23 protein-coding genes are annotated in these 25,764 nt (G+C 64.6%); 5 read left to right on the forward strand and 18 right to left on the reverse strand.

Annotated elements, in window-relative coordinates:
* Positions 1–70: 70 nt before the first annotated feature.
* The gene (locus APH34_RS14620; protein ID WP_054901747.1) at positions 71–1,462 is read left to right on the forward strand and encodes an NAD(P)-binding domain-containing protein; all 1,392 of its coding nucleotides are present in this window, start codon (positions 71–73) and stop codon (positions 1,460–1,462) included.
* Here APH34_RS14620 and APH34_RS14625 read toward each other — a convergent pair.
* The 8 genes from APH34_RS14625 to APH34_RS14660 form a co-directional block, all read right to left on the reverse strand.
* Positions 1,453–2,058, reverse strand: coding sequence for an HAD family phosphatase (locus APH34_RS14625; RefSeq protein WP_054901748.1), 606 nt, complete (start codon positions 2,056–2,058; stop codon positions 1,453–1,455). The genes APH34_RS14620 and APH34_RS14625 overlap by 10 nt on opposite strands.
* Positions 2,055–2,843, reverse strand: coding sequence for a GntR family transcriptional regulator (locus tag APH34_RS14630; protein WP_082422811.1), 789 nt, complete (start codon positions 2,841–2,843; stop codon positions 2,055–2,057). Before APH34_RS14630 ends, APH34_RS14625 begins: the two co-directional genes overlap by 4 nt.
* Positions 2,840–3,436: a nicotinamide riboside transporter PnuC gene (gene pnuC, locus APH34_RS14635; protein WP_054901749.1), complete on the reverse strand. Its 597-nt coding sequence runs from the start codon at positions 3,434–3,436 to the stop codon at positions 2,840–2,842. Before pnuC ends, APH34_RS14630 begins: the two co-directional genes overlap by 4 nt.
* A gap of 19 nt (positions 3,437–3,455) precedes the next feature.
* On the reverse strand, positions 3,456–4,289 hold the full coding sequence (locus APH34_RS14640; protein ID WP_054901750.1) for a 5'-nucleotidase, lipoprotein e(P4) family: 834 nt from the start codon (positions 4,287–4,289) through the stop codon (positions 3,456–3,458).
* Positions 4,290–4,298: 9 nt separating this feature from the next.
* Positions 4,299–6,464 carry a TonB-dependent siderophore receptor gene (locus tag APH34_RS14645; RefSeq protein WP_054901751.1) on the reverse strand — a complete coding sequence of 722 codons (2,166 nt, stop codon included), beginning with the start codon at positions 6,462–6,464 and terminating at the stop codon, positions 4,299–4,301.
* 120 nt (positions 6,465–6,584) lie between these two features.
* Positions 6,585–7,463, reverse strand: a complete 879-nt coding sequence (locus APH34_RS14650; RefSeq protein WP_054901752.1) for a sulfurtransferase — start codon at positions 7,461–7,463, stop codon at positions 6,585–6,587.
* An 11-nt stretch (positions 7,464–7,474) separates the two neighbouring features.
* Positions 7,475–8,623 carry a phosphotransferase enzyme family protein gene (locus APH34_RS14655; protein ID WP_082422813.1) on the reverse strand — a complete coding sequence of 383 codons (1,149 nt, stop codon included), beginning with the start codon at positions 8,621–8,623 and terminating at the stop codon, positions 7,475–7,477.
* Positions 8,620–9,540, reverse strand: coding sequence for an ABC transporter substrate-binding protein (locus APH34_RS14660; protein ID WP_054901753.1), 921 nt, complete (start codon positions 9,538–9,540; stop codon positions 8,620–8,622). The genes APH34_RS14655 and APH34_RS14660 overlap by 4 nt, the downstream gene beginning before the upstream one ends.
* A 342-nt stretch (positions 9,541–9,882) precedes the next feature.
* Here APH34_RS14660 and APH34_RS14665 point away from each other — a divergent pair, with 342 nt between their 5' ends.
* Positions 9,883–10,956: an aldo/keto reductase gene (locus APH34_RS14665; RefSeq protein ID WP_054901754.1), complete on the forward strand. Its 1,074-nt coding sequence runs from the start codon at positions 9,883–9,885 to the stop codon at positions 10,954–10,956.
* Positions 10,957–11,002: 46 nt separating this feature from the next.
* Here the strand turns inward: APH34_RS14665 and APH34_RS14670 are convergent, their stop codons facing one another.
* The 9 genes from APH34_RS14670 to APH34_RS14710 form a co-directional block, all read right to left on the reverse strand.
* On the reverse strand, positions 11,003–11,947 hold the full coding sequence (locus APH34_RS14670; protein WP_054901755.1) for a carbohydrate kinase: 945 nt from the start codon (positions 11,945–11,947) through the stop codon (positions 11,003–11,005).
* A gap of 36 nt (positions 11,948–11,983) precedes the next feature.
* Positions 11,984–13,474, reverse strand: coding sequence for a xylulokinase (xylB, locus tag APH34_RS14675; protein ID WP_054901756.1), 1,491 nt, complete (start codon positions 13,472–13,474; stop codon positions 11,984–11,986).
* A gap of 16 nt (positions 13,475–13,490) precedes the next feature.
* A complete protein-coding gene (locus tag APH34_RS14680; protein ID WP_054901757.1) occupies positions 13,491–14,966 on the reverse strand; it encodes a mannitol dehydrogenase family protein in 1,476 nt (491 codons plus the stop codon).
* 24 nt (positions 14,967–14,990) lie between these two features.
* Positions 14,991–16,103, reverse strand: coding sequence for an ABC transporter ATP-binding protein (locus APH34_RS14685; RefSeq protein ID WP_054901758.1), 1,113 nt, complete (start codon positions 16,101–16,103; stop codon positions 14,991–14,993).
* Positions 16,104–16,238: 135 nt separating this feature from the next.
* Positions 16,239–17,072, reverse strand: coding sequence for a carbohydrate ABC transporter permease (locus APH34_RS14690; protein ID WP_054901759.1), 834 nt, complete (start codon positions 17,070–17,072; stop codon positions 16,239–16,241).
* Positions 17,073–17,082: 10 nt separating this feature from the next.
* Complete coding sequence (locus APH34_RS14695) at positions 17,083–18,006, reverse strand: carbohydrate ABC transporter permease (protein WP_054901760.1); 924 nt, start codon at positions 18,004–18,006, stop codon at positions 17,083–17,085.
* A gap of 82 nt (positions 18,007–18,088) precedes the next feature.
* Entirely contained in the window at positions 18,089–19,399 is a 1,311-nt protein-coding gene (locus APH34_RS14700; RefSeq protein WP_054901761.1) for a sugar ABC transporter substrate-binding protein, read from the reverse strand.
* A 143-nt stretch (positions 19,400–19,542) separates the two neighbouring features.
* Positions 19,543–20,448: an AraC family transcriptional regulator gene (locus APH34_RS14705; protein ID WP_054901762.1), complete on the reverse strand. Its 906-nt coding sequence runs from the start codon at positions 20,446–20,448 to the stop codon at positions 19,543–19,545.
* 7 nt (positions 20,449–20,455) lie between these two features.
* On the reverse strand, positions 20,456–21,448 hold the full coding sequence (locus APH34_RS14710; protein WP_054901763.1) for a 5'-nucleotidase: 993 nt from the start codon (positions 21,446–21,448) through the stop codon (positions 20,456–20,458).
* Between the two features lie 160 nt (positions 21,449–21,608).
* Between APH34_RS14710 and APH34_RS14715 the strand changes: the two genes are divergently transcribed.
* Both APH34_RS14715 and adhP read left to right on the forward strand, forming a co-directional pair.
* Positions 21,609–23,096 carry a DASS family sodium-coupled anion symporter gene (locus APH34_RS14715; protein WP_156358085.1) on the forward strand — a complete coding sequence of 496 codons (1,488 nt, stop codon included), beginning with the start codon at positions 21,609–21,611 and terminating at the stop codon, positions 23,094–23,096.
* A 109-nt stretch (positions 23,097–23,205) separates the two neighbouring features.
* Complete coding sequence (gene adhP, locus APH34_RS14720) at positions 23,206–24,216, forward strand: alcohol dehydrogenase AdhP (protein ID WP_054901764.1); 1,011 nt, start codon at positions 23,206–23,208, stop codon at positions 24,214–24,216.
* 71 nt (positions 24,217–24,287) lie between these two features.
* On the opposite strand, the gene APH34_RS14725 is transcribed toward adhP, so the two are convergent.
* Positions 24,288–24,716: an Rrf2 family transcriptional regulator gene (locus APH34_RS14725; RefSeq protein ID WP_054901765.1), complete on the reverse strand. Its 429-nt coding sequence runs from the start codon at positions 24,714–24,716 to the stop codon at positions 24,288–24,290.
* A 145-nt stretch (positions 24,717–24,861) separates the two neighbouring features.
* Here APH34_RS14725 and APH34_RS14730 point away from each other — a divergent pair, with 145 nt between their 5' ends.
* A complete protein-coding gene (locus tag APH34_RS14730; RefSeq protein ID WP_054901766.1) occupies positions 24,862–25,746 on the forward strand; it encodes an NAD(P)/FAD-dependent oxidoreductase in 885 nt (294 codons plus the stop codon).
* Positions 25,747–25,764: the final 18 nt, after the last annotated feature.

Raw genomic sequence — 25,764 nt, forward strand, 5'->3', positions numbered from 1 at the left:
CCGGCCTTTTTGCCGTTCGGGGGTGGCGAGCCTTTGCTTTTTTTCAGCGTTCAACTGTTCAGGAATCACTATGACTCTTCGTGTCGCTATCATCGGTGCCGGCCCGTCCGGCCTTGCGCAACTGCGTGCCTTCCAATCCGCCCATGCACAGGGCGCCCCTATGCCCGAAATCGTCTGCTTCGAAAAGCAGGCTGACTGGGGAGGGATGTGGAACTACACCTGGCGCACTGGCCTGGACCAGCATGGCGAACCCGTGCATGGCAGTATGTACCGCTACCTGTGGTCCAACGGCCCCAAGGAGTGCCTCGAATTCGCCGACTACAGCTTTGATGAACACTTTGGGCGGCCGATCTCCTCGTACCCGCCGCGTGAGGTGCTGTGGGACTACATTCAAGGCCGTGTGAAAAAGGCCGGAGTGCGGGACTACATTCGCTTCAATACTGCGGTCAAGAACGTCAGCTTCGATGAAAACACCCGCGAGTTCACCGTTAGCGCCCACGACTACGGCCTCGGCCAAGGTGTTGAGCAGGTGTTCGATTATGTCGTAGTCGCCAGCGGGCACTTCTCCACCCCGCACGTGCCTGACTTCGAAGGCTTCGAGCGTTTCGCCGGGCGAATCCTGCACGCCCACGACTTCCGCGAAGCAATGGAATTCAAGGGAAAGGACTTGCTGATCGTCGGCAGCAGCTACTCGGCCGAAGACATCGGCTCGCAGTGCTACAAGTACGGCGCGCGCTCGATCACCACGGCCTACCGCACCCAGCCAATGGGCTACAAATGGCCCAAGGGCTGGGAAGAGCGCCCGCAACTGGTGCGCGTCGAAGGCGACCTGGCGTTCTTCGCCGACGGCTCGCACAAGCGCGTGGATGCAATCATTCTGTGCACCGGCTACCAGCACCACTTCCCGTTCCTGCCCGATGAGCTGACCCTCAAGACCAACAACCGCCTGTGGCCTGCCGGCCTGTACCAGGGCGTGGTGTGGGAGCAGAACCCTCAGCTGATCTACCTGGGCATGCAGGACCTCTGGTACAGCTTCAACCTGTTCGATGCCCAGGCCTGGTTTGCACGCGACTATATGCTGGGGCGGATCCAGCTGCCGTCGAAGACGGACATGCTCGCCGACAGTGAGCGCTGGCGCGAAGACGAGGAGCGTCTGGAAACCACTGCCTCGATGTATGAGTTCCAAGGCCGATACATCAGACATCTGATCGAGCAGACGGATTATCCGAGCTTGGACATCGATGCGGTGAACCGCATCTTCCTGCAATGGAAGAATGACAAGAAGCACGACATCATGGGTTACCGGGATAAATCGTACCGTTCGGTTATCACGGGCACCCAAGCGGTGCCACACCATACCCGTTGGATGCAGGCGATGGACGACTCGCTGCAGGAGTACTTGCGCGAGACGGACGGCAGTAAGGGGGAAATAAAGGCCTTGGCGCGTTCAAGTCAGGGCTGAGCCAGCCGCGTTACATCCACCACCGGCAGTCGGCCGCGCCGCGCAGCCTCCAGACCTTGCGCGCTGTCCTCGAACACCAGGCAGCGCTCTGGAGGCAGCCCCAGTTGCTGGGCAGCCTGCAGATGGATGGCGGGGTCAGGCTTGGCCTTGCCGACGTCGTCGAACGTCACGATGGCGTCGAACAGCTCGACCAACCCCAGCGCGGCCAGTGAGTGCAAGACGATCTCGCGAGAGCCGCTGGACGCTACGGCCATGGGTTTGACACCCGCGAACCGTCTGGCGATGGCCGACACCTGGGTGAGTTCGCGCAAGTGCCGCGACAGGTTGGCCAGGTAGTGCTGGCGCATCGTCGCCACCACCCTGGGGCGATCCAGCGTGACCTGGTTGCTGTGCTCGAACTGCTCCATCAACTGTGTCTCGCACAACCCGCAGCGGTCAGCGTGCCATGCCGTGTCCATGACCTTGCCAGACGCTGCAAAGGCCGCGCGCCAGGCGTCGGCATAGGCGGGCAGGCTGTCTACCAACGTCCCGTCGCAGTCGAAGATCAGGCCGTCGGCGGCCTGCAGCAGCGTTTCCAGTTGAGGCTGCGACATCATGGCGCTTCCGCCTCCCCCGGGTAACGGGTTTGCAGCACCACCGCCAGGGCATCCGGGCGCCAGAACTCCTGGTCGAATTCCACCGGTTGGCCGCGTTCGCCGAAGCTCAGGCGCTCCAGGTAGAAACTGCTCGACCCTGGAGAAACCTGCAGCAGGTCGGCTTGAAAATCGTTCATCGTCTCCGGGTGCATGCACAGCTCGCTGCGCGATTGCACGCGGCCAAAGCGCTCGCGCAGCAGGGCGGTCAGCGAGGTATTGAGGTCGGCGTCGAGCAAGCGGGGGCACCAGTCGGCCACCAGCACGTTGCATTCCAGCAGCACCGGGCGTTGATCGACCCAACGGCGGCGCTGCAGGTAGAACACCGGCTCCTCCGGATGCTCCAGGCCCATGCGCTTGGCCAGCCAGGCCCCGGCCGGGCGGCGCTCGGCGTGCAGGCATTCGGTGCGTGGCGTACGGCCCTGGGTGGCGACGTACTCCATGAAGCCGGTGATGCCGGTCGGGTCGTAGCGGATGCGCGGCGGGCTCACATACCAGCCGCGACGGTCTTGACGGTAGATGACGCCGTCGGTTTCCAGCAGTTGCAATGCCTGGCGCAGGGTCACACGGGTGCAGCCGAAACGCTCGGCCAGTTCCCGTTCTGCGGGCAGCTTGCTGTCGGCGGGCAGGCATCCTTTGGCCAGGTCGCTGGCCAGTTGATCGCGGATGCGCAGGTAATGGGGCTGGGTGGCGCGCCAGCTGGTCTGGGGTTGCGATTCGCTGACGAACGAGGTGCGCAACGGGTTCATGGCAACACCTCAGCGCCCGTGGGCAGCGTGCGCTGCTGAGCCTGCAGCTCGCTGCGCCAGGCCAGCAGGCCATAGGTGGCCAGTATCACGAATCCGGCGTACAGCGCTGCGGTGAGTTGCAGGTCCTTGAACAGAAACAACCCAACGTAGGCGCTGTCGAGCACGATCCACAACGCCCAGCTGGCGACATACTTGCGCGCCGCCCAGAAGCTGGCCACCAGGCTGAGCGCGCTCAGCAGTGCGTCGATCCATGGCGCCGAGGCATCGGTGTAGCGCTGCATGAGGGCACCCAGCAGGACCGCGCCGGCAAGCCCCACCGCGAGGCTGACGAGCGCCTCGCGACGTGGCAGACGGTGGACCCCGACCTTACCGGCGGCGCTGTAACCTTGGCTCCAGCGCCACCAGCCGTAACCCTGCAGCACGGCAAAGATCAGTTGCAGCAGCATGTCGCAATACAACTTCACCTCGAAGAAAATCCAGGCGTAAAGCAGCACGGCGACCACGCTCACCGGCCAGCACCAGCGAATGCGTTGGGTGGTCAGCCACACGCCGAGGATGTTGAACAGCACGGCAATGATTTCTAAGGTTGACATGGGCGCCTCCTCGGCAGCGTCAATACTGGGGCTTCAAGGCTTTGTGCTTGAAGGCGCGTTTCTGTTGCTCCGACAACCCGTCGCGCCCTTGGTAGGGCGCGCTGTACCAGCTGCCATAGGTGGGGTTGGGGAGCAGAAACCAGCGCTCCCCCAACCAGGCGAAGTAGGGGCGGGCGGCGTCGAGCTTGGCCTGTTGGCTGCCGGGGGTGGCCATGAAGTCGCCGAAGCTGTCGCCCAGTTGCATCAGCACGCGGGCCTGCGTGCCCACCCAATGCCGGCGGCAGGTCTTGTCTGAACCGCTGGCCTGGCACCCGCCGATGGCGGTGCCCGCCGTGAGGATCTGGGCGCTGCTGTCGATCGGGAAACCGACGCGGCGCAGATTTTCCAGGGTCGCCTGCTCCTGGCCAGGTTCACGGTTGGTCAGGTAGTACGGCGTGATCCCACGCCGCGCCGCAGCCTGCAGGAAGTCAACGGCGCCGGGCAGGGCCGGGGCCTTGGCGCTATCCACCCACTGGTACCAGGCGCTGTAGTCATACGGGCGGTCGGCGAGAATCGCCCGGGCGTTGAGCCCAATGTTGTCCAGCAGGGTTTCGTCGATGTCGATGATCACTGCCGGTGGCAAGCCCTGCAGCGCGCGCGGTGCTTGTGCCAATGCATCCCAGGTCGGGTCGGCCAAGGCCTGGTCCAGGTGCCGGGTGGCACTGGCGTAGGCCTGGCGGAACAGCAAGTCGTGCTCCACTGACGTCTGGGTCCAGAGCACCGCGTCGAGTTGGTCGTTGGCAGGTGCGTTCTGTTGGCAACCAGTGAGTAGCATCGCCAACAGGGCGGCAAGCAGCGGGACGGGCCGGTTCATGGCGATTCCTCAGAAGCTCACGGTGGCGGACAGGCGGGCGGTGCGCGGGGCACCCTGGAACAGGTAGCCGTCGCCCAGGTATTCGCCCACATCGCGCCAATAGCGCTTGTCGAAGAGGTTGTCCACGGTCAGGCGCAGGACGGTTTCGTACCCCTCGACGTCCAGGGTGTAGCGTGCGCCGGCATCGAATACCGTGTAGCCATCGACCTTCACGTTGCCTGCCTGGCTTGCATACTTGCTGGCGCTGTAGCGCAGGCCACCGAGCAGGGCCAGGCCTTTGATGCTGGCGATACTGTAGTCGGCGTGCAGGCTGGCGCGCACTTTCGGGACGTTGATCGCCTGGTGCCCTTCGTAGCTGTCGGTGCCGCTGTCCTCGACCCGGGCGCGGATCGCCGCGGCACTGGCCGCTACCTGCAGTTGCTCGGTCAGGTGCCCGCTGGCGGAAAGCTCGAGGCCAATGTTTTCCTGTTCGCCTTGTTGCACGAACGTGAAGCTGCCATCGCCATTGGGCCGCGAATACTGGTAGGCCTTGCTGATGCGAAACAGCGCGGCGCCCAAGCTCAGGCCCTGCCAGTCACGCTTGGCGCCCACTTCCAGTTGGCGCGAAACGGTGGGAGGCAGGATCTCGTCGGCGTTGGTGGTGAACCACGCCGCTTCGCCGCCCAGGGACAAGCCCTTGCTGTAGCTGGTGTACAGCGAGATGTCTGGGCGAGGCTTGTAGATCAGCGCGACATTGGGCAGGAACTCGGCACGCTGGGTATGGCGGGTGGTATTGCCGTCGATGTCGAAGGTCTTTTCGTCCAGGCGCACCTGGCGGCCCCCCACAATGGCCTGCCAGTGGTCGCCATAGCTCAGCCGGTCGGTGAAGAACAGCCCGTACTGGCGGCTGTCCAGGCGCCGATAGGTGTGGCCAAGCGGCTCGGTGGTGGGCGCAAAGTCGGGCACGGGCTGGTAGATGTTGGCGGTGCCCACCCATTCGTTGACCGAGTCGCGGCGGTCGACGATGCGGCGCAAGGCGCTGCTGCCGACGGTCAGTTCATGCTGCAGCGGGCCGCTGTCGAAGCGCCCGTTCAGGGCAGCCTGAAGCTCGTCGTTGCGGCGGGTATCGTCGGGGTTGCGGAAGTCATAGACATCGTAGTCGCCTTCGGGGCTGAAGTAGTTCGGCACGGCGGAACCGGCGCAGCTTGCGGCGCCATAGCAGCCCCAGGCGAAGGCGCTGTAATCGTCGATCACCACGCGGCTGCGCGAAGCGCTGACGTTGGCGCTCCAGTTGTCGTCGAAGCGGTACTCGAAGCGGCTGCCCAGGTTGAGCGAGTCGATGCCCACCGGTTTGGACCAGCGCTGATCGGCCAAGCGGTCCTTGGGGTCGATGCCGTGGGGCACCACGCTGCCGCCGAGCAACTGGTAGCCCGGTACCGAGCGCTGCTCGCGGGTCTGGTACTCGGCATCCAGTTGCAACAGGGCGGCGTCGGTGATGTTCCAGTCAACGGCCAGGGAGGCGAAATCGCGTTTGCCGTCGGAGTTGTCGACATAGGAGCGGATGTCTTCGTGGGCGAAGTTGGCACGTACCCCCAGGCGTTGCTCGCTGTCGATCCAGCCACCAAGGTCGGTGGCAATGTAGCGCTCGCCCGATTCGTTGCTTGCCACGGTGACCGAGCGGACGTTCTGCGGGCGTTTGGTGACGTAGTTGACCAGCCCACCGGGCTCGGAAACACCACTTTGCAAGCCGGCAAGGCCTTTGAGCAGTTCGACCTGCTGCTTGTTTTCCAGTGCGACGTTCTGCTCGCCGGTGATGGTGCTGCCGTTGATCTTGTAGCTGTTGGCGGCACTGAGGGAAAAGCCGCGGACCACGAAGTTTTCATAGTAGCCGATCGGTGCATAGCTTTCGCCGGTCGACGCGTCGTTGCTGAGCACTTCGCTGAGCAACCTGGCCTGGCGATCCTTGAGCAACTGCTCGGTGAACACCGCGACCGAGGCTGGCGTATCAAGCAGCGGCGCTTCGCCGAAGCCACCCACCGACGCTGATGTGGCATGGTAGCTGTCGATTTGCTCGCCGGTTACGGTGACGGTCTCCAGCAGGGTGCTGTCCGCCCAGGCCAGGGCTGGGCTCAGTGACAGACTCAGCAGCCCCAGCGCGAGGCCGTGGCGGTGTTGCAGGGACAAGGATGAAGCCATGAACAAACTCCTGGGTGACCAGCGGCGTGGCACCGAAAAACGGGTAAACGTGTGCCCGCGAAGGTGCGCGCACGTGGCGGCGACGGCATCGTCGAGCTGGCTTTTGAAGGGGGTGAAACCTCAGGTCGGAGTTGCTCCGGTGGTCATTGGCAACGCAGGGTCGGCAGCCCATTCCTGCAGCGAGCCGTCGTAGATCGAAACGATCTGGCGCCCCAGGCGTGTAAGGGCCAGGGCCGTGGCGGCGGCGGAGATGCCGCCGCCACAATAGAGAATCAGCGGTTGGTCGCCTTCGAGCAGCGCTGGCCCGAGCGCTGCGGCCAACGCTTCGGGGGGTAGGTAGCGCCCCTGGTCGTCAAACAGCCCCCGCGCTGGCCGGTTGAGGCTGCCGGGGATGTGGCCGCGTCGAGCATAACGGGTCACGGCGCTGCCCTCGAACAGCCCTTGGGAAAGCGCGCAGATCAGCGTACCTGGGGCCTGCCCATTGGTCACTGCCAGCACGTCCTCGCGGCTGGCCCAATACCCTGCCTGCACAGTCAACGCCGCTGGCGAACCCGGCGCCTTGCCTGGTGCTTTCGTACCTTGGGCGAGGGGCAGGTTGGCTTGGCGCCAGGCCTTCAGCCCGCCGTCGAGCACTGCGGCGCGCACGCCCAGGCTGCGCAGCATCCACCACAGGCGCGCTGCCCAGAAACCGTCATGTCGGTCATAGACCACGATCTGCCGCGCCTCGGCGATGCCCAGGCGCCCCAATGCCTCACGAGCAGCCGCCAGCGCAGGGACGGCGAAGCTGTAGCCCGCCGAGGTATCGGCCAGGTCGCCGGTCAGGTCAGCATGCCGAGAGGTCGGGATATGCTCGGCAAGCCATGCGCGATAGCCACTGGCGACACGGTAGTCACCGTCGAACTGGGCGGCGGCCAGCTCCACGCTGGCGTCCAGCACCACCAGCCCGGGTTGTTCCAGAGCCTGTTGCAGTGCGTTGGGTGAAATGAGGATGTCGGGCATAGGGAGTCCTGTCAGCGCGTGCGTGCGATCCGGTCCAGATGACCCAGCAGGCGCACGCCTTCGCTGTCGCCAAACCACTGGCCATGGCCGATCAGGAACTGGTGATAGGCGATGTCGGCATTGCTGCGCGATTCGACGATGCCCTGGAAGTAATCGATTTCCGCAAGGGCGAAATCTACATGCACCAGGGGTAACAGCGCTTTGAGCGTGAGTAGATCGGCGTGTGTCAGCGGCCGTTGACTGTGGTAACCGGCCAGCAGTGCATCGACAGCGTCGAGGTCGGCTGCGGCGCGCCCCCCTGTGTCGAGTTCAAGCCAGGGAATGCAGTTGCGTTCCACCGCAGTGGCCAGGTCGAACAGGGCGAAGGTCAGGTCGCTCAGGCCGAAGTCAAGGATGCTCTGCACCTGCTCTTTGCTGCCCGGTTCGGTCCAGAGCAGGTTGGAGGCATGCCAGTCGTTGTGGGTCCACAGGGCAGGCTGGTGCTTGAGCAGCGGCAGCAGGGCGCGATGATGGGGCAGGTACAGTTCGCCCAGCGCCTGCTGCCAGTCTTTACCCGCAAGGTAGTGGCCCAGCGCAGGGCGCTGTGCCAAGGCGTTTTCGATCGAGGCCAACGGTGCGCTGTCACCCAACAGGCGCAGGTTGGCAACCAGCACCGGCGTGCGCCGGGCTGGCGCGGCAAAGCCTTCAGCGGCCTGGTGCAGGCGAGCGAGGGCGGCGCCCGCTGCGTGGGCGTGCTGCAGGGTAAGGAACGGTGTCCACGACAGTGCGTCACGGTACAGGTCCCGGCCCTGTGCGAGCGGCAGTACCTCGTAGGTCCATTCACCCAGGGCCACCACGCTGCTGTCGTTGCGGTCGAGCAAGGGGGTGACCACGGGGGCGCCACGCTGCTTCAGGTACTGAACGAAGCGGTGTTCCTCCAGCAGCCAGGCAGGCTGGCGAACGCTGCGGTGGTGGCGCTTGACGAACAGCTCGCCCTGCTGCGTGCGCACCTGCGCGGCCGCCGAGAAGGGGCGAGGGCTGTGCCAGTGCAGTGGCTCCACGGCGCCGATCCGGGGGAAGTGCTGCAGCACGTCTTCCACATCCGCTTGGGACAGCGCAGGCCAATCGGCTTGCACAGGTTGCAACCCCATGCCATGGGCGATACGCGATGGCTCGGTCATGCCTGCGGCTCCCTGAGGTAACGGTTGCTGGTGGCCCCGCGCCAAGCATCAGCGTCGGCCAGTACGCCATGGTCGTGCAACCACTGGGCGTAGGGCGCGATCAGCTCCTCGCGCTGCTGGCCCCAACGCTGCTCGTGCAGCCAGGTTGGTGCGATGTGTTGTAGCGATTGGCTGAGCAGCGCCCGCGGGAAGTAAGGTGTGGCCGCCTCATAGGCGTCCAGGGCGCTCTGCGGGTCCTCGGCCGCTGCGCGAAAGCCACGCTCGGTGGCGGCGAGGAAGGCGCGGGCAGTCTCGGGGTTGTCCTCGAACCAGCTTTGCAGGCCGCCCAGCAGATAGCTGTGGTAGCGCGGTGCGCCGATGGTGTCGACCGGCCATACCACGCGGCGCTCAGGCGAGACAGGGCTGTCCATCAACGCTTCCCAGGCCCAGTAGCCACCGAAACTGGCGTGGGCAATGCCCGCAGCCAGGTCTTCGGGGCGTAGCTCGCGCACTTTGCTGTCAACGATGATGACGGCATCCGGGTCGCCACCATCGGCGGCCACCAGATGGCGGACCATCGCCAGGCCCCGCGGCGTGGGGTTGAGTGCCAGGCGCTTGCCTGCGAGGTCCCTCGGGCGGCGAATGCCGAAGTCGGTCAGTGTCTGGATCGACTCCAGGCCGCTATGGTTGATCGCCGCGACGCCCAGCAGCGGCTGCCCGAGGCTGCGCCGGACCAACAAACGGTTGCTGGGAAACACACCAACATCGGCGTGGCCGTTGAGCAGGTGCTCCAAGGTGTCGCCATGGAAGGGGTCCGGCACAACCAACTGCACCGACAAACCGGCGTCCTGATACCAGCCACGCTCTCGTGCGAGGTAAAACCCGGCCGAGTTGGGCCAGGGATGAAAATATTCCAGCATTACCCGTACAGCGATCATCCTGTCTTGCTCCTTGGTGCCCTCAGGGCTCATGGAGCAGATTTAACGGTTAGGTATCTGGTATATACCAATATTGATCCGTGCTATTTATATTCCTTAACTGAATAATATGCACGGGTTTATATCTTTTTGGCTGGATGCCTTGGGGCGCGTACTGGTGCTGGTGCGGTGAGCTGATAGCCTCAGCGGTTTCAGCGTTGCGGGAATGCACCCCACATGACCAGGGAAGCATTCTTTCGCGTGGTCCTGGCCTGTATTTCGGCCAGGCCGCAATCCGATTGAACGATTCAGCACCCTGCACCGTCGGTACTTCCAGGTCTTTCGCATTTGGAGGCATTACCGATGAAGTATCGCACCCTAGGCAACACCGGCCTGCTTGTATCTGAACTGGTGATCGGCACGGTCCCGTTCGGTGGCCGTGGCGCATTCGAGAAAACCGGCAGCGTCGACGTGCCCCTGGCCAGGCGCATGTTCGACATGGCCTTCGACGCCGGTGTAAACATGGTCGACACGGCGGACCTGTACTCCCACGGGTTGGCGGAAGAAATCGTCGGCAAAGCGCTGGCTGAGCGTCGCCCGTCCATCATCCTGGCCACCAAGGCACGCAGCCCGATGGGCGACAACCCCAACGACAGCGGCGCTTCGCGCTACCACCTGATCCGCGCCTGCGAGGCCAGCCTCAAGCGCCTGGGCACCGACCATATCGACCTGTACCAGGTTCACAACTGGGATGGCATCACGCCTGTGGAAGAGACCTTGTCGGCGCTGGAGCACCTGGTGCAAAGCGGCAAGGTGCGTTACTTCGGCACGTCCAACTACACCGCCTGGCAGATGATGAAAACCCTCGGCAGCGCCCGGCTCAATGGCTGGCAGCAGCCGGTTTCCCAGCAGATCTACTACACCCCCGAGGCCCGTGAGGCAGAGTACGAGCTGTTGCCGATGGCGCTGGACCAAGGCATCGCCACGCTGGTGTGGGGGCCGTTGGGGGAGGGGTTGCTGACCGGCAAGGTTCGCCGTGGGCAACAGACACCGCCCGGCACGCGCCAGGGCAATGACTGGCCAGAACCTTATGTGCATGACAGGGAGCGTGCGTACGACATCATCGAGGCGCTGATCGAGGTGGGGCAGCGGCATGGCTGTTCGCCGGCGCGGGTATGCCTGGCCTGGCTCAAGGACCGCCCGGGCATTACCAGCGTGATCACGGCGGGGCGTACGGCCGAGCAGTTGCACGATAACCTGCAGGCGGCGGAGCTGGTGCTGACGCCCAAGGATCAAGCGCAGCTCGAACAGGTGACACGGATCGCGCCGCAGTATCCGTATTGGCACCGGATTGCGGCGCAGATGGACCGGATCGATCCGGCCGAGGCAGCGTTTATCGAGCTGCATCGGGAGACGATGAAGCAGCACAAACAGTAATGGCTGCAGGGGGGGCGTCGGCATCGTTGACGTGCCAAGACGCCCCTCACGGCGTCGGTGACAGCTCATGCTCAAAGGGCAGGTCGGGCCCCACCCGCGAACAGGTGACCGCCGCCGCGCGTATGGCATAGCCGAGTATCATGTCGACCGTGTCGCGGTCCAGCCGGCCCACGCCCTCTGGCGTGTCGGCACCCAGCCGTGCCAGGCAGGCCAGTACCGCCGCCTGGAAGGTATCTCCCGCCCCCACCGTATCGCGCACCGGCAGCGAGGCATCCGCCGCTCGCTGCCATGAGCCGTGCGCGCAATGCACGCTGGCGCCGTCGGCGCCATGGGTGATGAACACCAGCCGACACCGGGTGTTCAGCCATTCACGCGCCACCGCTGCCGCGTCGCGCTCTGGGTAGAGCAGCGCCAGGTCTTCCTCACTGGCTTTGATCAGATGCGCATGCCCGGCAAACGCTTCGACTTGCCTGCGCCACAGCGTCACATCCGGCTGCGGGTTGAGGCGTACGTTCGGGTCCAGGCTGATCAAACGCTGGTCGCGTTCGCGTTCAACCAGCGCCATCAGCGTGTCGGCCACCGGCGTCACCACCAAGGTATACGAGCCTACATGCAACCCCCGCACGCGCTCATCCAACACCGGCAGATGCTCCAAGCGCACCTGCCGGTCAGCGCAGCCTTCGCCGCGAAACTGGTAGTGCGCCGAGCCGTTTGCATCCAGGCCGACCATGGCCAGGGTCGTTGGGGCATCGCTTGTTACCAGGAACCCGCTGTCCACGCGTTCCTCGTCCAGCACCCGACGCAGCCGGGCGCCAAGGTAGTCGCTGGATAGCCCGCCGAAGAACGCCGCGTCCACGCCCAGGCGGCGCAGGCCGACGGCGACGTTGAACGGCGAGCCACCGGCAATGGCGGTAAAGCCTAGCTCGCCGCTGCGGCGGCTGCTTTGCAAGCTAAAGACATCGAACAGGGCCTCGCCACACACCAGGTACATGAAGTTCTCCAAAAAAATGAGGGCAGTTGCCGGCGATCACCGCACTGGCAGCTGTTCCCGGTAGCGTTGATAGACGGCCTCGTACGCGGCCTGTTGCGCCGGGCGGGGCTGCGTGCGGGTAGTGGGGTCGAGGTCCACGCAGCGCTGACACAGCGCCTGAAGACTGTCGCCCTGGCCGAGCTGGCGGCCCAGGCTCCAGGCCGCCTGGATAGCCGCCCCCAGCGCCGCGGCTTCGGTCTGCCGGGGGCAGACCACCGGTAGACCGAGCAGGTCGGCGAGCACCTGGCGCCACAGTGGGCTTTTCGCCGCGCCACCGACCAGGCGAATTTCGCTGCCCTGCAGGCCGCTGGCACGCAGCAGGTCCAGGCCATAGCGCAGGTTGAAGCAAGTGCCTTCGAGCACGGCGCGGCAGAGGTTGGCACGGGTCAGGTTGGTACTGGTCATGCCGTGCAGGCTGGCACTGGCGTTGGGCAGTGCCGGTACGCGCTCGCCCTCGAAGAACGGCAGCATCAGCAGGCCATCGGCGCCGATCGGGGCTTGGTCGGCGAGGGCGGTGAATTGCGCCAGGTCCAGCGCCAGCAGGTCGCGTACCAGGGCGCAGGCGCTGGTCAAATTCATGGTGCAGATCAGCGGCAACCAGCCGCCACTGGAGGCGCAGAAGGTCGCCACTTCGCCTTGGGGGCTGACCTGGGCATGATCGGCATAGGCCGCCAGTGTGCCGGAGGTGCCCAGGCTCAGGGTGATCATGCCCGGGGCGATGTTACCCGTGCCAATGGCACCGAGCATGTTGTCGCCGCCGCCGCTGGCCACCCAGGCCTGTGGGCTCAGACCGAGGGCCGCCGCCGCGTGTTCGCGTAACGTACCGACGCACTCACCGGGGGCGAGCAGTTCGGGCAGCGCCGCCACCAGGTGCTCGCCCGGCTCGATGTGTTGCAGCACGTCGGGCGCCCAGGTTCTGCGGCGCACGTCGAAATAGCCGGTGCCGGAGGCATCGCCAAGCTCACTGCAGGCGCGGCCGGTCAGCCAGTAATTGAGGTAGTCGTGCGGCAGCAGGATGTGGGCCAGGCGCGCGAACAGCGCGGGGAAATGGCGCTTGCTCCACAGCAGCTTGGACACGGTGTAACCCGGTGCGATCACCAGCCCCAGCCGTTCGAGCGAGCCTTGTGCACCACCGAGTGCGTCGAGCAGTTCCTGGCTCTCAGGCGCGGTCTCGGTGTCGCACCAGAGCTTGGCCGGGCGCAGCACCTGGCCTTGGGCGTCGAGCATCACCAAACCATGTTGCTGGCCGGACACCGCCAGTGCACGGATCGCATGGCCATCGACGCCGGCCTGGTGAAGGGCACCGGCCACCGCTGTGCGCAGGGCGGCCAGCCAGTCGGCCGGGACCTGCTCGCGGCGGCCATCGCGGCCGTGCGGGGGCGCATGGGCGGCGCTGCCCAGGCCCAGCACCTGGCCGCTGCCGGCGTTCAGCAACAGGGCCTTGGTGCCTTGGGTGCCGCAGTCGATGCCGAGGAACAGTCCGTCCATGTTGTCGCGCTCCAGGTCAGCCGCCGAGGACTCGGCGCAGGGTTTCACTCACGCCTACTTCGCGCAAGCTGTCGTACTGGCGCTCGAAGGCGCTGACGAAGGCCTTGGACGTGGGAATGGCGGTGCCGAAGATCGCCTCGTCGCCCAGCACCCGGGCGGCCAGGCCGTCGCGTTGCACCACCCGCGCCTGGCAGTCTGCGGCGCGTGGATCGGGGACGGCGTAGGCCGTACCGTTTTCGTCCACCCCGCGCAGGTAAACGGCCCAGGCCGCCACCACCAGGGCTACGCGGTCCAGCGCTTGGCCGTCCGCGATCAGGCGGTTGGCGGTGGGCACGATGAACTTGGGGAACTTCGAAGAGCCGTCCGAGCACACCCGCTCCAGTTGGTCGGCGATGGCACGGTTGGCGAAGCGTTCGGTAAGGCTGTCCTTGTAACGCGCCAGATCGATCCCCGGCACCGGGGCGAGCTGCGGGGTCACGTCCAGGTCCATGAAGGTGCGCATGTAGCGGCGCAGCAGCGGGTCCTCGAGGGTTTCGTGGACAAAGCGGTAACCCTGCAAGAAGCCCAGGTAAGTCAGCGCCAGGTGGCTGCCGTTGAGCAGTTTGATCTTCATCGCTTCATAGGGTGTGACGTCGTCGGTGAACTGCACGCCAACCTTCTCCCAGGCTGGGCGCCCGGCAACGAACTTGTCTTCCACCACCCACTGCAGGAACGGCTCGCACACCACTGGCCAGGCATCCTCCACGCCATGGCGATCAAGCAGTTGCTGACGGTGGGCTGGGCTGGTCATCGGGGTGATACGGTCGACCATGGCGTTGGGGAAGCTGACGTGGCCGTCTATCCACTGCGCCAGGTCGTGGTCGAGCAGGTGGGCGAAGGCCAGCAGGGCCTTGCGCGCTACCGCGCCATTGTGTGGAAGGTTGTCGCAGGACATCACGGTAAAGGGCCCTGTACCCGCCTCGCGGCGACGGCGCAGCGCTTCGCAGAGGTAGCCGAAAACGCTGCGTGGAGCCTGTGGGTTGGCCAGATCGTGCTCGATCAGCGGCAGGTCGGCGCGGAACTCGCCGGTGCTGTCGTCGATGCAGTAGCCGCCTTCGGTGATGGTCAGCGAGACGATGCGGATACCGGGCTCGGCCAGTTTGGCCAGCAGCGCTTGGGCGCCGTCCTCGGCCAGCAGCATGCCGTTGAGGGCGGCAATCACCCGCACCTCGGTACCGGGGGCATCGCCCAACTCGAACAGGGTGTACAGGTAATCCTGTTCGGCCAGGGCGTCGCGCATGGCACGGTCCTCGCTGCGCAGGCCGGCGCCGCAGATCGCCCAGTCGAGGCCTTCGCCGCGGTTCATCAGGGCGTCGGTGTAGGCCGCCTGATGAGCCCGATGGAAGCCGCCGACGCCGATGTGCACGATGCCCTGGCGCAAGTGCGACGGGTCATAGGTAGGGCGGGCGACCGTGGCCGCCAGCAGCCCGAGGTTGTGCGTGTTGAGTTTCATCCTGGGTATCCTTGGACGGCGGCTTCAGGCCGCCTGTTGCAGTCGTTTGTCGAGGGCCTGGCCGTTGCTGTCGAACAGGTGGCAGTGGCTTGGGTCGAAAGCCAGTTCCAGCGGCTGGCCAAAGCCCGGCGCGAAATCGCCGCGCACACGCACGGTGAGCATTTCCCCGGAGGCTGCGCGCACATGGCAATAGCTGTCGCTGCCCAGGCGTTCGCTGACGTCGGCAATCACCTGCAGCGTGCCGGGCTGCCCTTGGTCGGCGCTGTTGATGCTCAGGTGCTCGGGGCGGATGCCCAGGGTTACCGGGCTGCCGGTGGCCAGGGTGCCTGCGCACAGGGGCAGGCCGATACGTGCGCCGCACTCCAGGGCGACCTCGCACTGGTTGCCCTGGTTGCGGCTCAGGTGGCCGCGCAAGAAGCCCATCTTCGGCGTGCCCAGAAAGCCTGCGACGAACAGGTTGGCCGGGTGGTGATACAGCTCCAGCGGCGAGCCGACTTGCTCGATACGCCCACCGTTGAGCACCACCACCTTGTCGGCCAGGGTCATCGCCTCGACCTGGTCGTGGGTCACGTAGATCATGGTGGCGGCCAGCTCCTGATGCAGGCGCGCCAGTTCCAGGCGCATCTGCACCCGCAGGGCGGCGTCGAGGTTGGACAGCGGCTCGTCGAACAGGAAGATCTTCGGGTTGCGCACGATCGCCCGGCCAATTGCCACCCGCTGGCGCTGGCCACCGGAGAGCTGGCGCGGCTTGCGCTCGAGCAGCGGCTGCAGCTCGAGGATGCGGGCGGCGTTGTCGACCTTGGCCGCCACCTCGCGCTTGCTCACCCCCGCCAGGTCCAGGGCGAACGACAGGTTCTTGCGCACGGTCATGTGCGGGTACAGCGCATAGGTCTGGAACACCATGGCCAGGTCGCGTTTGGCCGGGGCGGTGTCGGTGATGTCGAGGCCGTCCAGGGTGATGGTGCCACTGCTGACCTCTTCGAGGCCGGCGATCAGCCGCAGCAGGGTCGACTTGCCGCAGCCGGACGGGCCGACGAACACCACGAACTCGCGGTCGCGCACGTCCAGGTCGATGCCTTTGATGATGGCGTGGCCATCGAAGCCTTTGTGCAGGTTACGGATCTTCAGGTCAGCCATGTGGAATGTCCTCCGCGGTGGCCGGGGATAAGGATGATTGAGCAGCAACTATGGAGGTGCGGCACTTGCCCCAGCGCCGCCCAAGCGGTTGGGGAGAGCGGTCACAGAGGGTCAGGCGTGCCTGCACAGGCGCCATCATTTGACGGCCCCGAACGAGAGGCCGCGCACCAGTTGCTTCTGGCTGATCCAGCCAAAAATCAGGATCGGCGCGCAGGCCAGGGTCGAGACGGCCGAGAGCTTGGCCCAGAACAGCCCTTCGGGGCTTGAGTAGGAGGCCACCAATGCCGTCAACGGCGCGGCGGCTGCGGAGGTCAGGTTCAGCGACCAGAACGCCTCGTTCCAGCACAGGATCAGTGACAACAGTACCGTCGAGGCCAACCCGCCCCGGGCGATCGGCAGCAGGACCCGGACAATTTCCTGCCAGGTGCCGGCACCGTCCAGGCGCGCGGCTTCTAGGATGTCCACGGGGATGTCCTTGAAGTACGTGTACACCATCCACACCACGATCGGCAGGTTGATCAGGGTGTAGACGATGATCAGTGCCAGGCGCGAGTCGAGCAGGCCGAACTGCTTGGCCAGCAGGTAGACCGGCATCAGCACGCCCACCGGCGGCAGCATCTTGGTCGACAGCATCCACAGCAGCGTGGGCTTGGTGTGGCGGGTCTCGAAGAAGGCCATGGAGTAGGCCGCCGGCACGGCGATGAGCATGCACAGCAACGTCGCCGAGAAGGCGATCAGCACCGAATTCCAGGCATAGGCGAAGTAGTCGCTGCGCGCGTTGATGTGCAGGTAGTTCTCCAGCGTCGGCGTGAAGAACACCTGCGGGGGCGTGGCGAAGGCGTCCAGTTCGGTCTTGAAGCTGGTCAGCAGCATCCAGAAAATCGGGAAGAAGATCACCAGGGCGATGCCCCAGCACAGCAGGCCGAGCAGCGCATCGCGCAGGCGGCGGGTTTGCTTGAGTGTCAGCATGGCGGGCTCCTTAGCTGCGCTCGGTCAGGTTCTTGCCGATCATCCGTACCAGCACGATGGCGGCGATGTTGGCGATCAGCACGGCGATCAGCCCACCGGCCGAGGCCATGCCCACGTCGAATTGCAGCAGCGCCTGGTTGTAGATCAGGTAGGCGAGGTTGGTGGACTCGTAGCCGGGGCCGCCGCTGGTGGTGGTGAAGATTTCGGCGAACACCGACAGCAGGAAGATCGTCTCGATCATCACCACCACGGCAATGGGGCGGGCCAGGTGGGGCAGGGTCAGGTGCCAGAAGATCGCCAGCGGCCCGGCGCCGTCCAGGCGAGCGGCCTCCTTCTGCTCCTGGTCCAGCGACTGCATGGCGGTCATCAGAATCAGGATGGCGAAGGGTAGCCATTGCCAGGAGACGATCAGGATGATCGACAGCAGCGGATAGTGCGCCAGCCAGTCCACCGGTTGCGCGCCGAACAGGCGCCAGACGGCAGCGAGGATGCCCGACACCGGGTGGAAGATCAGGTTCTTCCACAACAGCGCGCTGACCGTCGGCATGATGAAGAACGGCGAAATCAGCAGCACCCTTACCACGCCGCGCCCCCAGAACTCGCCGGCCTCCAGCAGCGCAGCGATGAGCACGCCAAGGATTACGCTGATCGCCAGCACGCTGCCGACCAGGGTCAAGGTGTTCAACGCGCCGGGCAGGAAGCCCGCGTCGGTGACGAAAAAGGCAAAGTTCTCCAGGCCCACAAAGGGGTTATCGCCGGGGTACAGCAGGTTGTAGCGGATCAACGAAAAATACAGGGTCATACCCAGGGGCACGATCATCCACAACAGCAGCAGCGCCACCGAAGGGCTGACCAGGAACCAGCCGGGGCCGACGCGGCGTTTGCCGGTGCGTGGGGCGGCGAGGGTTGGGGTGTCGAGGGCCGAAGTGTTCATGGCGACTCCGTTTGCAGCGAAAAAGGGCGAGCGGCAAGCCGCCACCGCACCGGGGTACGGCGCGGTTACGGCCAGGGGCGGGCTACTTGGGGTAACCGGCGCGCTTCATCTCGCGTTCGGTGGACTGCTGTGCGGCGGCCAGCACCTGGTCGACCTTCATCTGTCCGGTCAGCGCGGCGGAGAACAGCTTGCCGACCTGGGTGCCGATGGCCTGGAACTCGGGGATCGTCACCAGCTGGATACCCACATAGGGCACAGGCTTGAGGGTCGGGTGAGTGGGGTCGACGCGCTTGAGCGATTCCAGCGTCACCTTGGCGAATGGCGCGGCGGCAAGGTATGCATCGCTGTAGGTCGAGGCGCGGGTGCCCGGTGGCACGTTGGCCACGCCTTCCTTGTCGGCCACCAGCTTGCCGTAGGCCTCGGAGGTGGCCCAGGCGCTGAAGGCCTTCGCCGCGTCCTTGGACCTGGAGCTGGTGGGGATCGCCAACGCCCAGGAATACAGCCACGACGCGCCCTTGTCGGTGACCTGCTTGGGGGCGAAGGCGAAGCCGACCTGGTCGGCGACCTTGCTCTGGGACTTGTCGGTGACAAACGAGCCGGCCACGCTGGCATCAACCCACATCGCGCACTTGCCGCTGTTGAACAGCGCAAGGTTTTCGTTGAACCCGTTGCTCGACGCCCCAGGGGGGCCGTACTGCCTGAGGGTATCGACGTAGAAGTTCAGCGCGTTCTTCCATTCGCTGCCGTTGAATTCCGGTTGCCACTGCTCATTGAACCAACGCGCGCCGAAGGCATTGGCCACGGTGCCGATCAGCGCCATGTTCTCGCCCCAGCCGGCCTTGCCGCGCAGGCAGATGCCGTACTGGCCCTGGTCGGGGTGGTTGAGTTTTGCGGCAAATTCGCCAAGCTGGGTCCAACTCGGCTGCTCGGGCATCTCCAGGCCGGCGTTGTGGAACAGGTCCTTGCGGTAGTAGGTGATCGAAGCTTCGGCGTAGAAGGGTAGGGCGTACAGCGTGCCGTTCGCCGACAGGCCATTGCGTACCGAGGGGAACACGTCGTCGAGGTTGTAGTCGGCCGGCAGGTCCTTCATGGGTTCCAGCCAGCCCTTGGCGCCCCACAGCGCGGCTTCGTACATGCCGATGGTCAGCACGTCGAACTGCCCGCCCTGGGTGGCGATGTCGGTGGTCAGGCGCTGACGCAGTACGTTTTCTTCGAGCACGACCCACTTGAGCGCAATCTCCGGGTGCTGCGCTTCGAACACCTTGGCCAGGCGCTGCATGCGGATCATGTCGTTGTTGTTGACCGTGGCGATGGTCAGGGTTTCAGCGGCCTGCGCGTACAGCGGCAGGCTGAGGCAGGCGGCGGCCAGGCAGGCCTTGATCGAGTCGTTCATCTGTGAACTCCCCTTCCGGGCCGGGTGGCGGCGCGGAAGACATTATTGTTTTTGTGTCGCTCGCCGCCGATTACACCGCCCCACGGCGATGCCGACAAAGCCTCGCCTGCACTTTGACTGATACTTTTTTGCGCGGGTGGGTGTCAGTGGTGGTTCTGTTCGGTCAGCCGCTGGGTCACCAGGCTGCGATAGCCGGAGGGGGTCATGCCCTTGAGCTGTTGGAAGCGCCGGTTGAAGTTCGACAGGTTGCTGAAACCGGATTCGAAACAGACTTCCGTCACCGGCAGGTCGCTTTTGGCCAGTAATTCGCAGGATTTGCTGACCCGCAGGCGGTTGACGAACTCGACAAAGCCGCGCCCCGCGGCCTGCTTGAAGAAGCGCGAGAAGTAGGTGGGGGTCATGCCAAGGTGTTCGGCGACTTCGTTCTGGGTCAGGTCCTGGGCGTAGTGCTGGAAGATGTAGTCCACCGCCCGGTTGATGCGCTCGACGTTATGCTCGTCGGCCAACTGCGAGGAGGTGACGGTGGACAACAGCTGGTAATCCTCGCAGGCAGCGAGCTGCTCCATGAGGATAAAAAAGTATCCCAGGCGGGTCATGCCGCGGCTGTCGGCAATACGCTGCAGCAACTGGCGGCTTTCGGCGATCAGCGCCGGGGCACGGAACTCGATGCCATAGCGCGCCCGGGCCAGCAGCGGGGCAAGTTGAGTGAGCTCGGAAAACACCTGGCTGCCGTCCTCGAGCACTTCGTCGGTGAAGTTGACCAGCATGTCGCGCTTGCCCACTACCTCGTCGGGGCCAACCTGGCTGATCCAGTTGTGCGGCAGGTTCGGGCCGGTGAGGAACAGCGTGTCAGGCGCGAAGTTACCAATGTAATCGCCGATGAACACCTTGCCGGAACTGGCGACGATCAGGTGAAGCTCGTATTCCTTGTGAAAATGCCAGCGCACCAAGGGGCTGGGGAAACCGTGCTGGCGGTAGATCAGCGAGTGACCCTCGTGATCGTCCATCAACTCGTAAGACGGGTCGGTGACTTTGCTCGCTCTGGGCATGGCGTCGCTAGGCCTCATCAACGGGTGGGCAATCCGCTGCCACAGGTTCGCGCGCGCTCTGGCGCGGTTCAGGCAGCTTGTTCGCCACGCCGAACGGCACATGCACCATGGGCAGATCCCCCGCCGCCGACATCAGGTGGCTGCGCTGGTCATCGAAGAACATATGCGGCTTGAGAATCGATAGCACCCGGTCTTTCTCCATGCCGCCCAGAAAGAACGACTCGTCCGGCGAAACCCCCCAATTCTTCAAGGTAGTCACCACCCGCTCATGTGAAGGCGCATTGCGCGCGGTGACAATGGCGATGCGCAGGATGCGCTTGTACGCCGGGTCCTGCGCCAGCTTCTGGTCTTCCAGCGTGCGGATCAGCGAAAGCTTGCGGTACAGGTCGGCCAACGGCCCCGGCTGGTGAGGGACGGCTTTGTGCGCGTGTTCGTGGGCCTGGAATTCGTTCAGGTCCTGGCGCTGCTTGTACACGCTTTCCGCTTCGTCATCGGCGATCACGCCATCGAAGTCGAAAGCGACCCGCAGTTCGGTATCGATTTCGTCATCGTAGATCTTGCTCGGCAGTACCAGCCCGGCGGGGTAGTTGGCGTCGATGGCGCGCTGCACGTCCCCTTCGTGGGCGCTGAGGAACAGCGACGCGTTGAAAGCGGGGATGTACTCGTAGGGCGAGCGGCCGGACATGAAGGCTGCGCGGGTGATGTCCAGGCCGTAGTGGGCGATCGAGCGGAATACCCGCAGGCCGGTTTCGGGCGAGTTGCGCGACAGCAGCACCACCTCCACCGGCAACTGGGCGGGGAAGGCCTGGTTGATGCTCAGGAAACGGCGGATGAACGGGAAGGCGACGCCCTTGGGGAACGGCACGTCCAGGTTGGCTTCCTGGTGCAGGCGGTAGGCTTCGACCCCCTCGGCCTGGTAAATGTCGTCGGAGACGGCCAGGTCAAACAGGGCACTGGATGCGACGCCAACGACGAGTTTCTGTTCGATGGGGTAGGGCATGGCGGGTTTCCTTCGTCTGAGCCAGATCCTAACACGACGACAGGGGCGTTATCGCTGGCGACAGCCTGAGCGCTAATTTCTCATCGCCTGACCTGAAGCAATTTTCGTCGCTGGCTTCATCGCTATGCTGAGCCCTTCAAGCCCGCCGGTGAACGCGCCCATGACGGATCATGCCCTGCAATCGCCCCCTTCTGCGCCCGTACGCTTCCCGCCGGGCCTGATCTTCGCCTGCCTGGCCTTGCTTGGCGTGCTGTTCCTGCCCCTGCCCGAAACCCTGCCGGTCGCTGGCCAGCGAATGCTGGCGATTCTGGCGTTTGCAGTGGTGGTCTGGGTCACCGAGGCGGTGTCCTACGAGGCCAGCGCCATCATGATCACGGCGCTGATGGCTGTGCTCATGGGCACGGCGCCGACCCTGGCGGACCCTGCGCAAACCTACGGGTCTTCGGCCGGGGTGTCGATGGCACTCGCCGGCTTCGCCAGCCCCGCATTGGCGTTGGTGGTCGGTGCGTTGTTCATTGCTGCGGCGATGACCCACACCGGCCTGGACAAGCGCATTGCACTGGTGACCCTGACCAAGGTCGGCGCCAGCACCCGGCGAGTGTTGCTGGGGGCCATGCTGGTGATTGTGCTGCTGAGCCTGGTGGTACCCAGCGCGACTGCGCGCAGTGCCTGTGTGGTGCCGATCATGATGGGGGTGATCGCTGCCTTCGGTGTGCCGCTGCGCTCCAATATCGCCGCGGGCCTGATGATCATCGTGGCCCAGGGCACCAGCGTGTGGAATGTCGGGATCCAAACTGCTGCGGCGCAGAACCTGCTGACCGTTGGTTTCATGGACAAGATGCTCGGGGAACGGGTGTCGTGGATCGACTGGTTGATCGCCGGCGCGCCGTGGGCGGTGATCATGTCACTGGTGCTGGTGGCGCTGGTGTTGAAGCTGTTGCCACCCGAAAGCGACAACGTGCCCGGGGGGATGGACGGAGTCACTCGCAGCCTGGCGGCGCTTGGCCCGATGACGGCAGCGCAGAAGCGCCTGGGCGGGGTCTCGCTGGTACTGTTGTTGGCTTGGGCAACGGAAGGCCGGTTGCACCCGTTCGACACCACGACCACCACCTATGCCGGGCTGGTGACCCTGCTGCTGCCACGCTTTGGCGTCATGACCTGGAAGGATGTGCAGGCGCGCATCCCCTGGGGGACCGTGATCGTGTTCGGCGTAGGCATCAGCCTGGGCAGCGCGCTGCTCAGTACTCACGCCGGGCAGTGGCTGGGCGCACAGGTGGTAGAGCATACCGGCCTGGACACGCTCGGCACGTTGGGGGTCTTTGCCATCCTCAGCGCGTTCCTGATCGTCATTCACCTGGGCTTTGCCAGTGCCACCGCACTCACCTCGGCGCTGTTACCGATTCTGATCGCAGTCCTGCAGACGCTGCCAGGCGACTTCAGCCGGGTTGGCATGAGCATGATGCTGGGTTTCGCCGTCAGTTTCGGCTTCATCCTGCCGATCAACGCGCCGCAAAACATGGTTTGCCTCGGCACCGAAACCTTTACGCCTCGGCAGTTTGCCCGGGTGGGGCTGTGGGTCAGTGCGATCGGTTACGTATTACTGCTGGTCTTTGCCAGTACCTATTGGTCCTGGCTTGGCTGGATGTAGGTAGAGCGTTCATCCGCCCAGGTTGCAGCTGTATGGGTTGGCGTACCCTGTACGTCGGCTAAGCTGACCGGGCATTCACTCAAGCACTCAGGTTCACAAGGAGGTATTCATGAAAGCTGCAGTTGTTGCCAAAGGGCGTCGTGTGGAAGTGGTGGAAAAAACACTCCGGCCGCTCGCGCACGGTGAGGCCTTGCTGAAGATGCAGTGCTGTGGCGTCTGCCACACCGACCTGCATGTCAAGAACGGTGATTTCGGCGACAAGACCGGCGTGATCCTCGGTCACGAGGGCATTGGCGTGGTCGAGCAGGTAGGGCCGGGGGTCACGTCGCTCAAGGTAGGGGATCGCGCCAGCGTGGCCTGGTTCTACCAGGGGTGCGGGCACTGCGAGTACTGCAACAGCGGCAACGAGACGCTGTGCCGCGAGGTCAGAAACTCTGGCTACACCGTCGATGGCGGCATGGCCGAGGCCTGCATCGTAGTGGCCGACTATGCGGTGAAAGTGCCGGATGGCCTCGATTCGGCTGCGGCCAGCAGCATTACCTGTGCCGGGGTGACCACCTACAAAGCCGTAAAATCGTCCAACATTCGCCCAGGCCAGTGGATTGCCATTTATGGCCTGGGTGGCCTAGGCAACCTTGCCTTGCAGTACGCGAAGAATGTCTTCAATGCCCGGGTCATCGCGATTGACGTGAATGATGAACAGTTGGCGTTCGCCCGTGAGATGGGCGCCGACCTGGTGCTCAACCCTCGCAGCGAGGAGGTGGCGAAAATCATTCAGGAAAAGACCGGCGGCGCGCATGCCGCCGTGGTCACGGCGGTATCGAAAAGTGCCTTCAACTCGGCGGTGGATGCGCTGCGCGCCGGTGGGCGGTTGGTGGCCGTGGGGCTGCCGTCTGAAGCCATGAGCCTGGACATTCCACGGCTGGTGCTCGATGGCATCGAAGTCGTGGGGTCACTGGTCGGTACGCGTCAGGACTTGCTCGAAGCCTTCGAATTCGCGGCACAAGGCAAGGTGGTGCCGAAAGTGACGCTGCGCCCGATCGAAGACATCAACGACATTTTCGATGAGATGCTCGAGGGCAAGATCAAGGGCCGCATGGTGATCAATTTTGCAGGTTGAGGTTGATCGCACCCAGTGACCCAGCACCCCACCGTTGAGAGCGGGGAAACCCGCTCCCGACAAGGCCGCCACTAAAGCGCCTGGAATCGGCCCTCGAAATCTGCCGCCAATTGCTCCAGTGTCACGCTCCCCAAGCGCTCCAGCAACAGCGCCTGCGCCGCCTCGAACGCGTCGGTCAATGCTGCATTCACGGCCTGTTCCACCAGGCACTGCGGATGGTCGGTGGATAACCCGATCGCAAAGATCGAGGCCCCACCCAACGCCTCGTGGATGTTCAGCAAGGTGATATCCGCCAGCGGTTTGGCCAGCGTCCACCCCCCGCGATGCCCTTTTTCCGAACGTACATAGCCGTGCTCCTTGAGCAGGGCCATGGTCCTGCGTACCACCACCGGGTTGGTGCCGAGCATCTGCGCGATGGTCTCCGAGGTCGACGGTCTGTCGTGGCGGGCCATGTGGATCAGCACGTGCAGCATGCGGGACAAGCGGGTGTCGTTTCTCATGGGGGGAGGGAAGCCAGGTCGAGAGAACCGTCAGCCTCACACGAAACAACAAAGGTTACAAGAGTATTGACCTGCGCACATCATGTAACTTACGTTGTGTCGTGAATTCATCGGATGGGCCCGAGGCCCTGGGAGACATGAGCACATGTTCGACGTCATCATTGTGGGGGGCAGCTATGCCGGTATTTCTGCGGGCCTGCAGCTGGCGCGTGCGCGCCGCAAGGTGCTGGTGATCGATGCCGGTGTGCGGCGTAATCGTTTTGCCCATAGCTCCCATGGCTTTCTCGGCCAGGATGGGCGTAACCCCGGCGTCATCGCCGGCGAAGCCCGTGCGCAATTGCTGGCTTATCCAACGGTGGAGTGGTGTGCGCAATCGGCGGTTTGCGCGTCGGGCGCGGCGGATGCATTCGTGGTCACCACTGCGAACGGTGAGCAGTATGGCGGGCGGCGCCTGGTGCTGGCCGCCGGTGTGGTGGATGAGCTGCCGGCAGTGCCCGGCCTGATGCAGCGTTGGGGGCAGAGCGTGTTCCATTGCCCGTATTGCCACGGCTATGAACTGGATGGTGGCCCGATAGGCGTACTGGCGGCTTCACCGGTGGCGATCTACCACGCGATGATGTTGCCCGACTGGGGGCCGACGACCTTCTTCCTCAACGGGGTGTTCGAGCCGGATGGCGAGCAATTGGCCCAGCTGCACAAGCGCAATGTGCACGTGGAGCGCGAGGGGGTGGTGTCAGTGGGGGGGGAGGGTGCCGATGTGAGGCTGACCAGTGGCCGTGTGGTCGAGCTTGCCGGGCTGTTCACCCAGCCCCGCACACGCATGGCCAGCCCGGTGCCTGAGCGATTGGGGTGTGCCTTCGAGGATGGGCCGATGGGGCCGTTCATCAAGGTGGATGCCATGCGCGAGACCAGCGTGCCTGGGGTATTTGCCTGCGGGGATGCGGCCGTGGCGGCAGGTAATGTGGCCATCGCGGTGGGGGACGGTGCGCGCACGGGTGGGGCAGTGCACCACTCGTTGATCTTTCGCTAGATTCGCCGACGGTGTGTG

The organism is Pseudomonas sp. NBRC 111131 (assembly GCF_001320525.1).
Lineage (GTDB): Bacteria > Pseudomonadota > Gammaproteobacteria > Pseudomonadales > Pseudomonadaceae > Aquipseudomonas > Aquipseudomonas ceruminis.

Bases quoted from the DNA above. Each gene is read 5' to 3' on its own strand.
- APH34_RS14710 (WP_054901763.1), bottom strand. From the start codon at position 21,448: ATGCCCTACCCCATCGAACAGAAACTCGTCGTTGGCGTCGCATCCAGT.
- APH34_RS14630 (WP_082422811.1), bottom strand. From the start codon at position 2,843: ATGAACCCGTTGCGCACCTCGTTCGTCAGCGAATCGCAACCCCAGACC.
- APH34_RS14650 (WP_054901752.1), bottom strand. From the start codon at position 7,463: ATGCCCGACATCCTCATTTCACCCAACGCACTGCAACAGGCTCTGGAA.
- xylB (WP_054901756.1), bottom strand. From the start codon at position 13,474: ATGGACGGACTGTTCCTCGGCATCGACTGCGGCACCCAAGGCACCAAG.
- APH34_RS14685 (WP_054901758.1), bottom strand. From the start codon at position 16,103: ATGGCTGACCTGAAGATCCGTAACCTGCACAAAGGCTTCGATGGCCAC.
- APH34_RS14695 (WP_054901760.1), bottom strand. From the start codon at position 18,006: ATGAACACTTCGGCCCTCGACACCCCAACCCTCGCCGCCCCACGCACC.
- APH34_RS14690 (WP_054901759.1), bottom strand. From the start codon at position 17,072: ATGCTGACACTCAAGCAAACCCGCCGCCTGCGCGATGCGCTGCTCGGC.
- APH34_RS14640 (WP_054901750.1), bottom strand. From the start codon at position 4,289: ATGAACCGGCCCGTCCCGCTGCTTGCCGCCCTGTTGGCGATGCTACTC.
- APH34_RS14680 (WP_054901757.1), bottom strand. From the start codon at position 14,966: ATGAAACTCAACACGCACAACCTCGGGCTGCTGGCGGCCACGGTCGCC.
- APH34_RS14730 (WP_054901766.1), top strand. From the start codon at position 24,862: ATGTTCGACGTCATCATTGTGGGGGGCAGCTATGCCGGTATTTCTGCG.
- APH34_RS14645 (WP_054901751.1), bottom strand. From the start codon at position 6,464: ATGGCTTCATCCTTGTCCCTGCAACACCGCCACGGCCTCGCGCTGGGG.
- adhP (WP_054901764.1), top strand. From the start codon at position 23,206: ATGAAAGCTGCAGTTGTTGCCAAAGGGCGTCGTGTGGAAGTGGTGGAA.
- pnuC (WP_054901749.1), bottom strand. From the start codon at position 3,436: ATGTCAACCTTAGAAATCATTGCCGTGCTGTTCAACATCCTCGGCGTG.
- APH34_RS14620 (WP_054901747.1), top strand. From the start codon at position 71: ATGACTCTTCGTGTCGCTATCATCGGTGCCGGCCCGTCCGGCCTTGCG.
- APH34_RS14665 (WP_054901754.1), top strand. From the start codon at position 9,883: ATGAAGTATCGCACCCTAGGCAACACCGGCCTGCTTGTATCTGAACTG.
- APH34_RS14655 (WP_082422813.1), bottom strand. From the start codon at position 8,623: ATGACCGAGCCATCGCGTATCGCCCATGGCATGGGGTTGCAACCTGTG.
- APH34_RS14700 (WP_054901761.1), bottom strand. From the start codon at position 19,399: ATGAACGACTCGATCAAGGCCTGCCTGGCCGCCGCCTGCCTCAGCCTG.
- APH34_RS14670 (WP_054901755.1), bottom strand. From the start codon at position 11,947: ATGTACCTGGTGTGTGGCGAGGCCCTGTTCGATGTCTTTAGCTTGCAA.
- APH34_RS14660 (WP_054901753.1), bottom strand. From the start codon at position 9,540: ATGATCGCTGTACGGGTAATGCTGGAATATTTTCATCCCTGGCCCAAC.
- APH34_RS14715 (WP_156358085.1), top strand. From the start codon at position 21,609: ATGACGGATCATGCCCTGCAATCGCCCCCTTCTGCGCCCGTACGCTTC.
- APH34_RS14725 (WP_054901765.1), bottom strand. From the start codon at position 24,716: ATGAGAAACGACACCCGCTTGTCCCGCATGCTGCACGTGCTGATCCAC.
- APH34_RS14625 (WP_054901748.1), bottom strand. From the start codon at position 2,058: ATGATGTCGCAGCCTCAACTGGAAACGCTGCTGCAGGCCGCCGACGGC.
- APH34_RS14705 (WP_054901762.1), bottom strand. From the start codon at position 20,448: ATGCCCAGAGCGAGCAAAGTCACCGACCCGTCTTACGAGTTGATGGAC.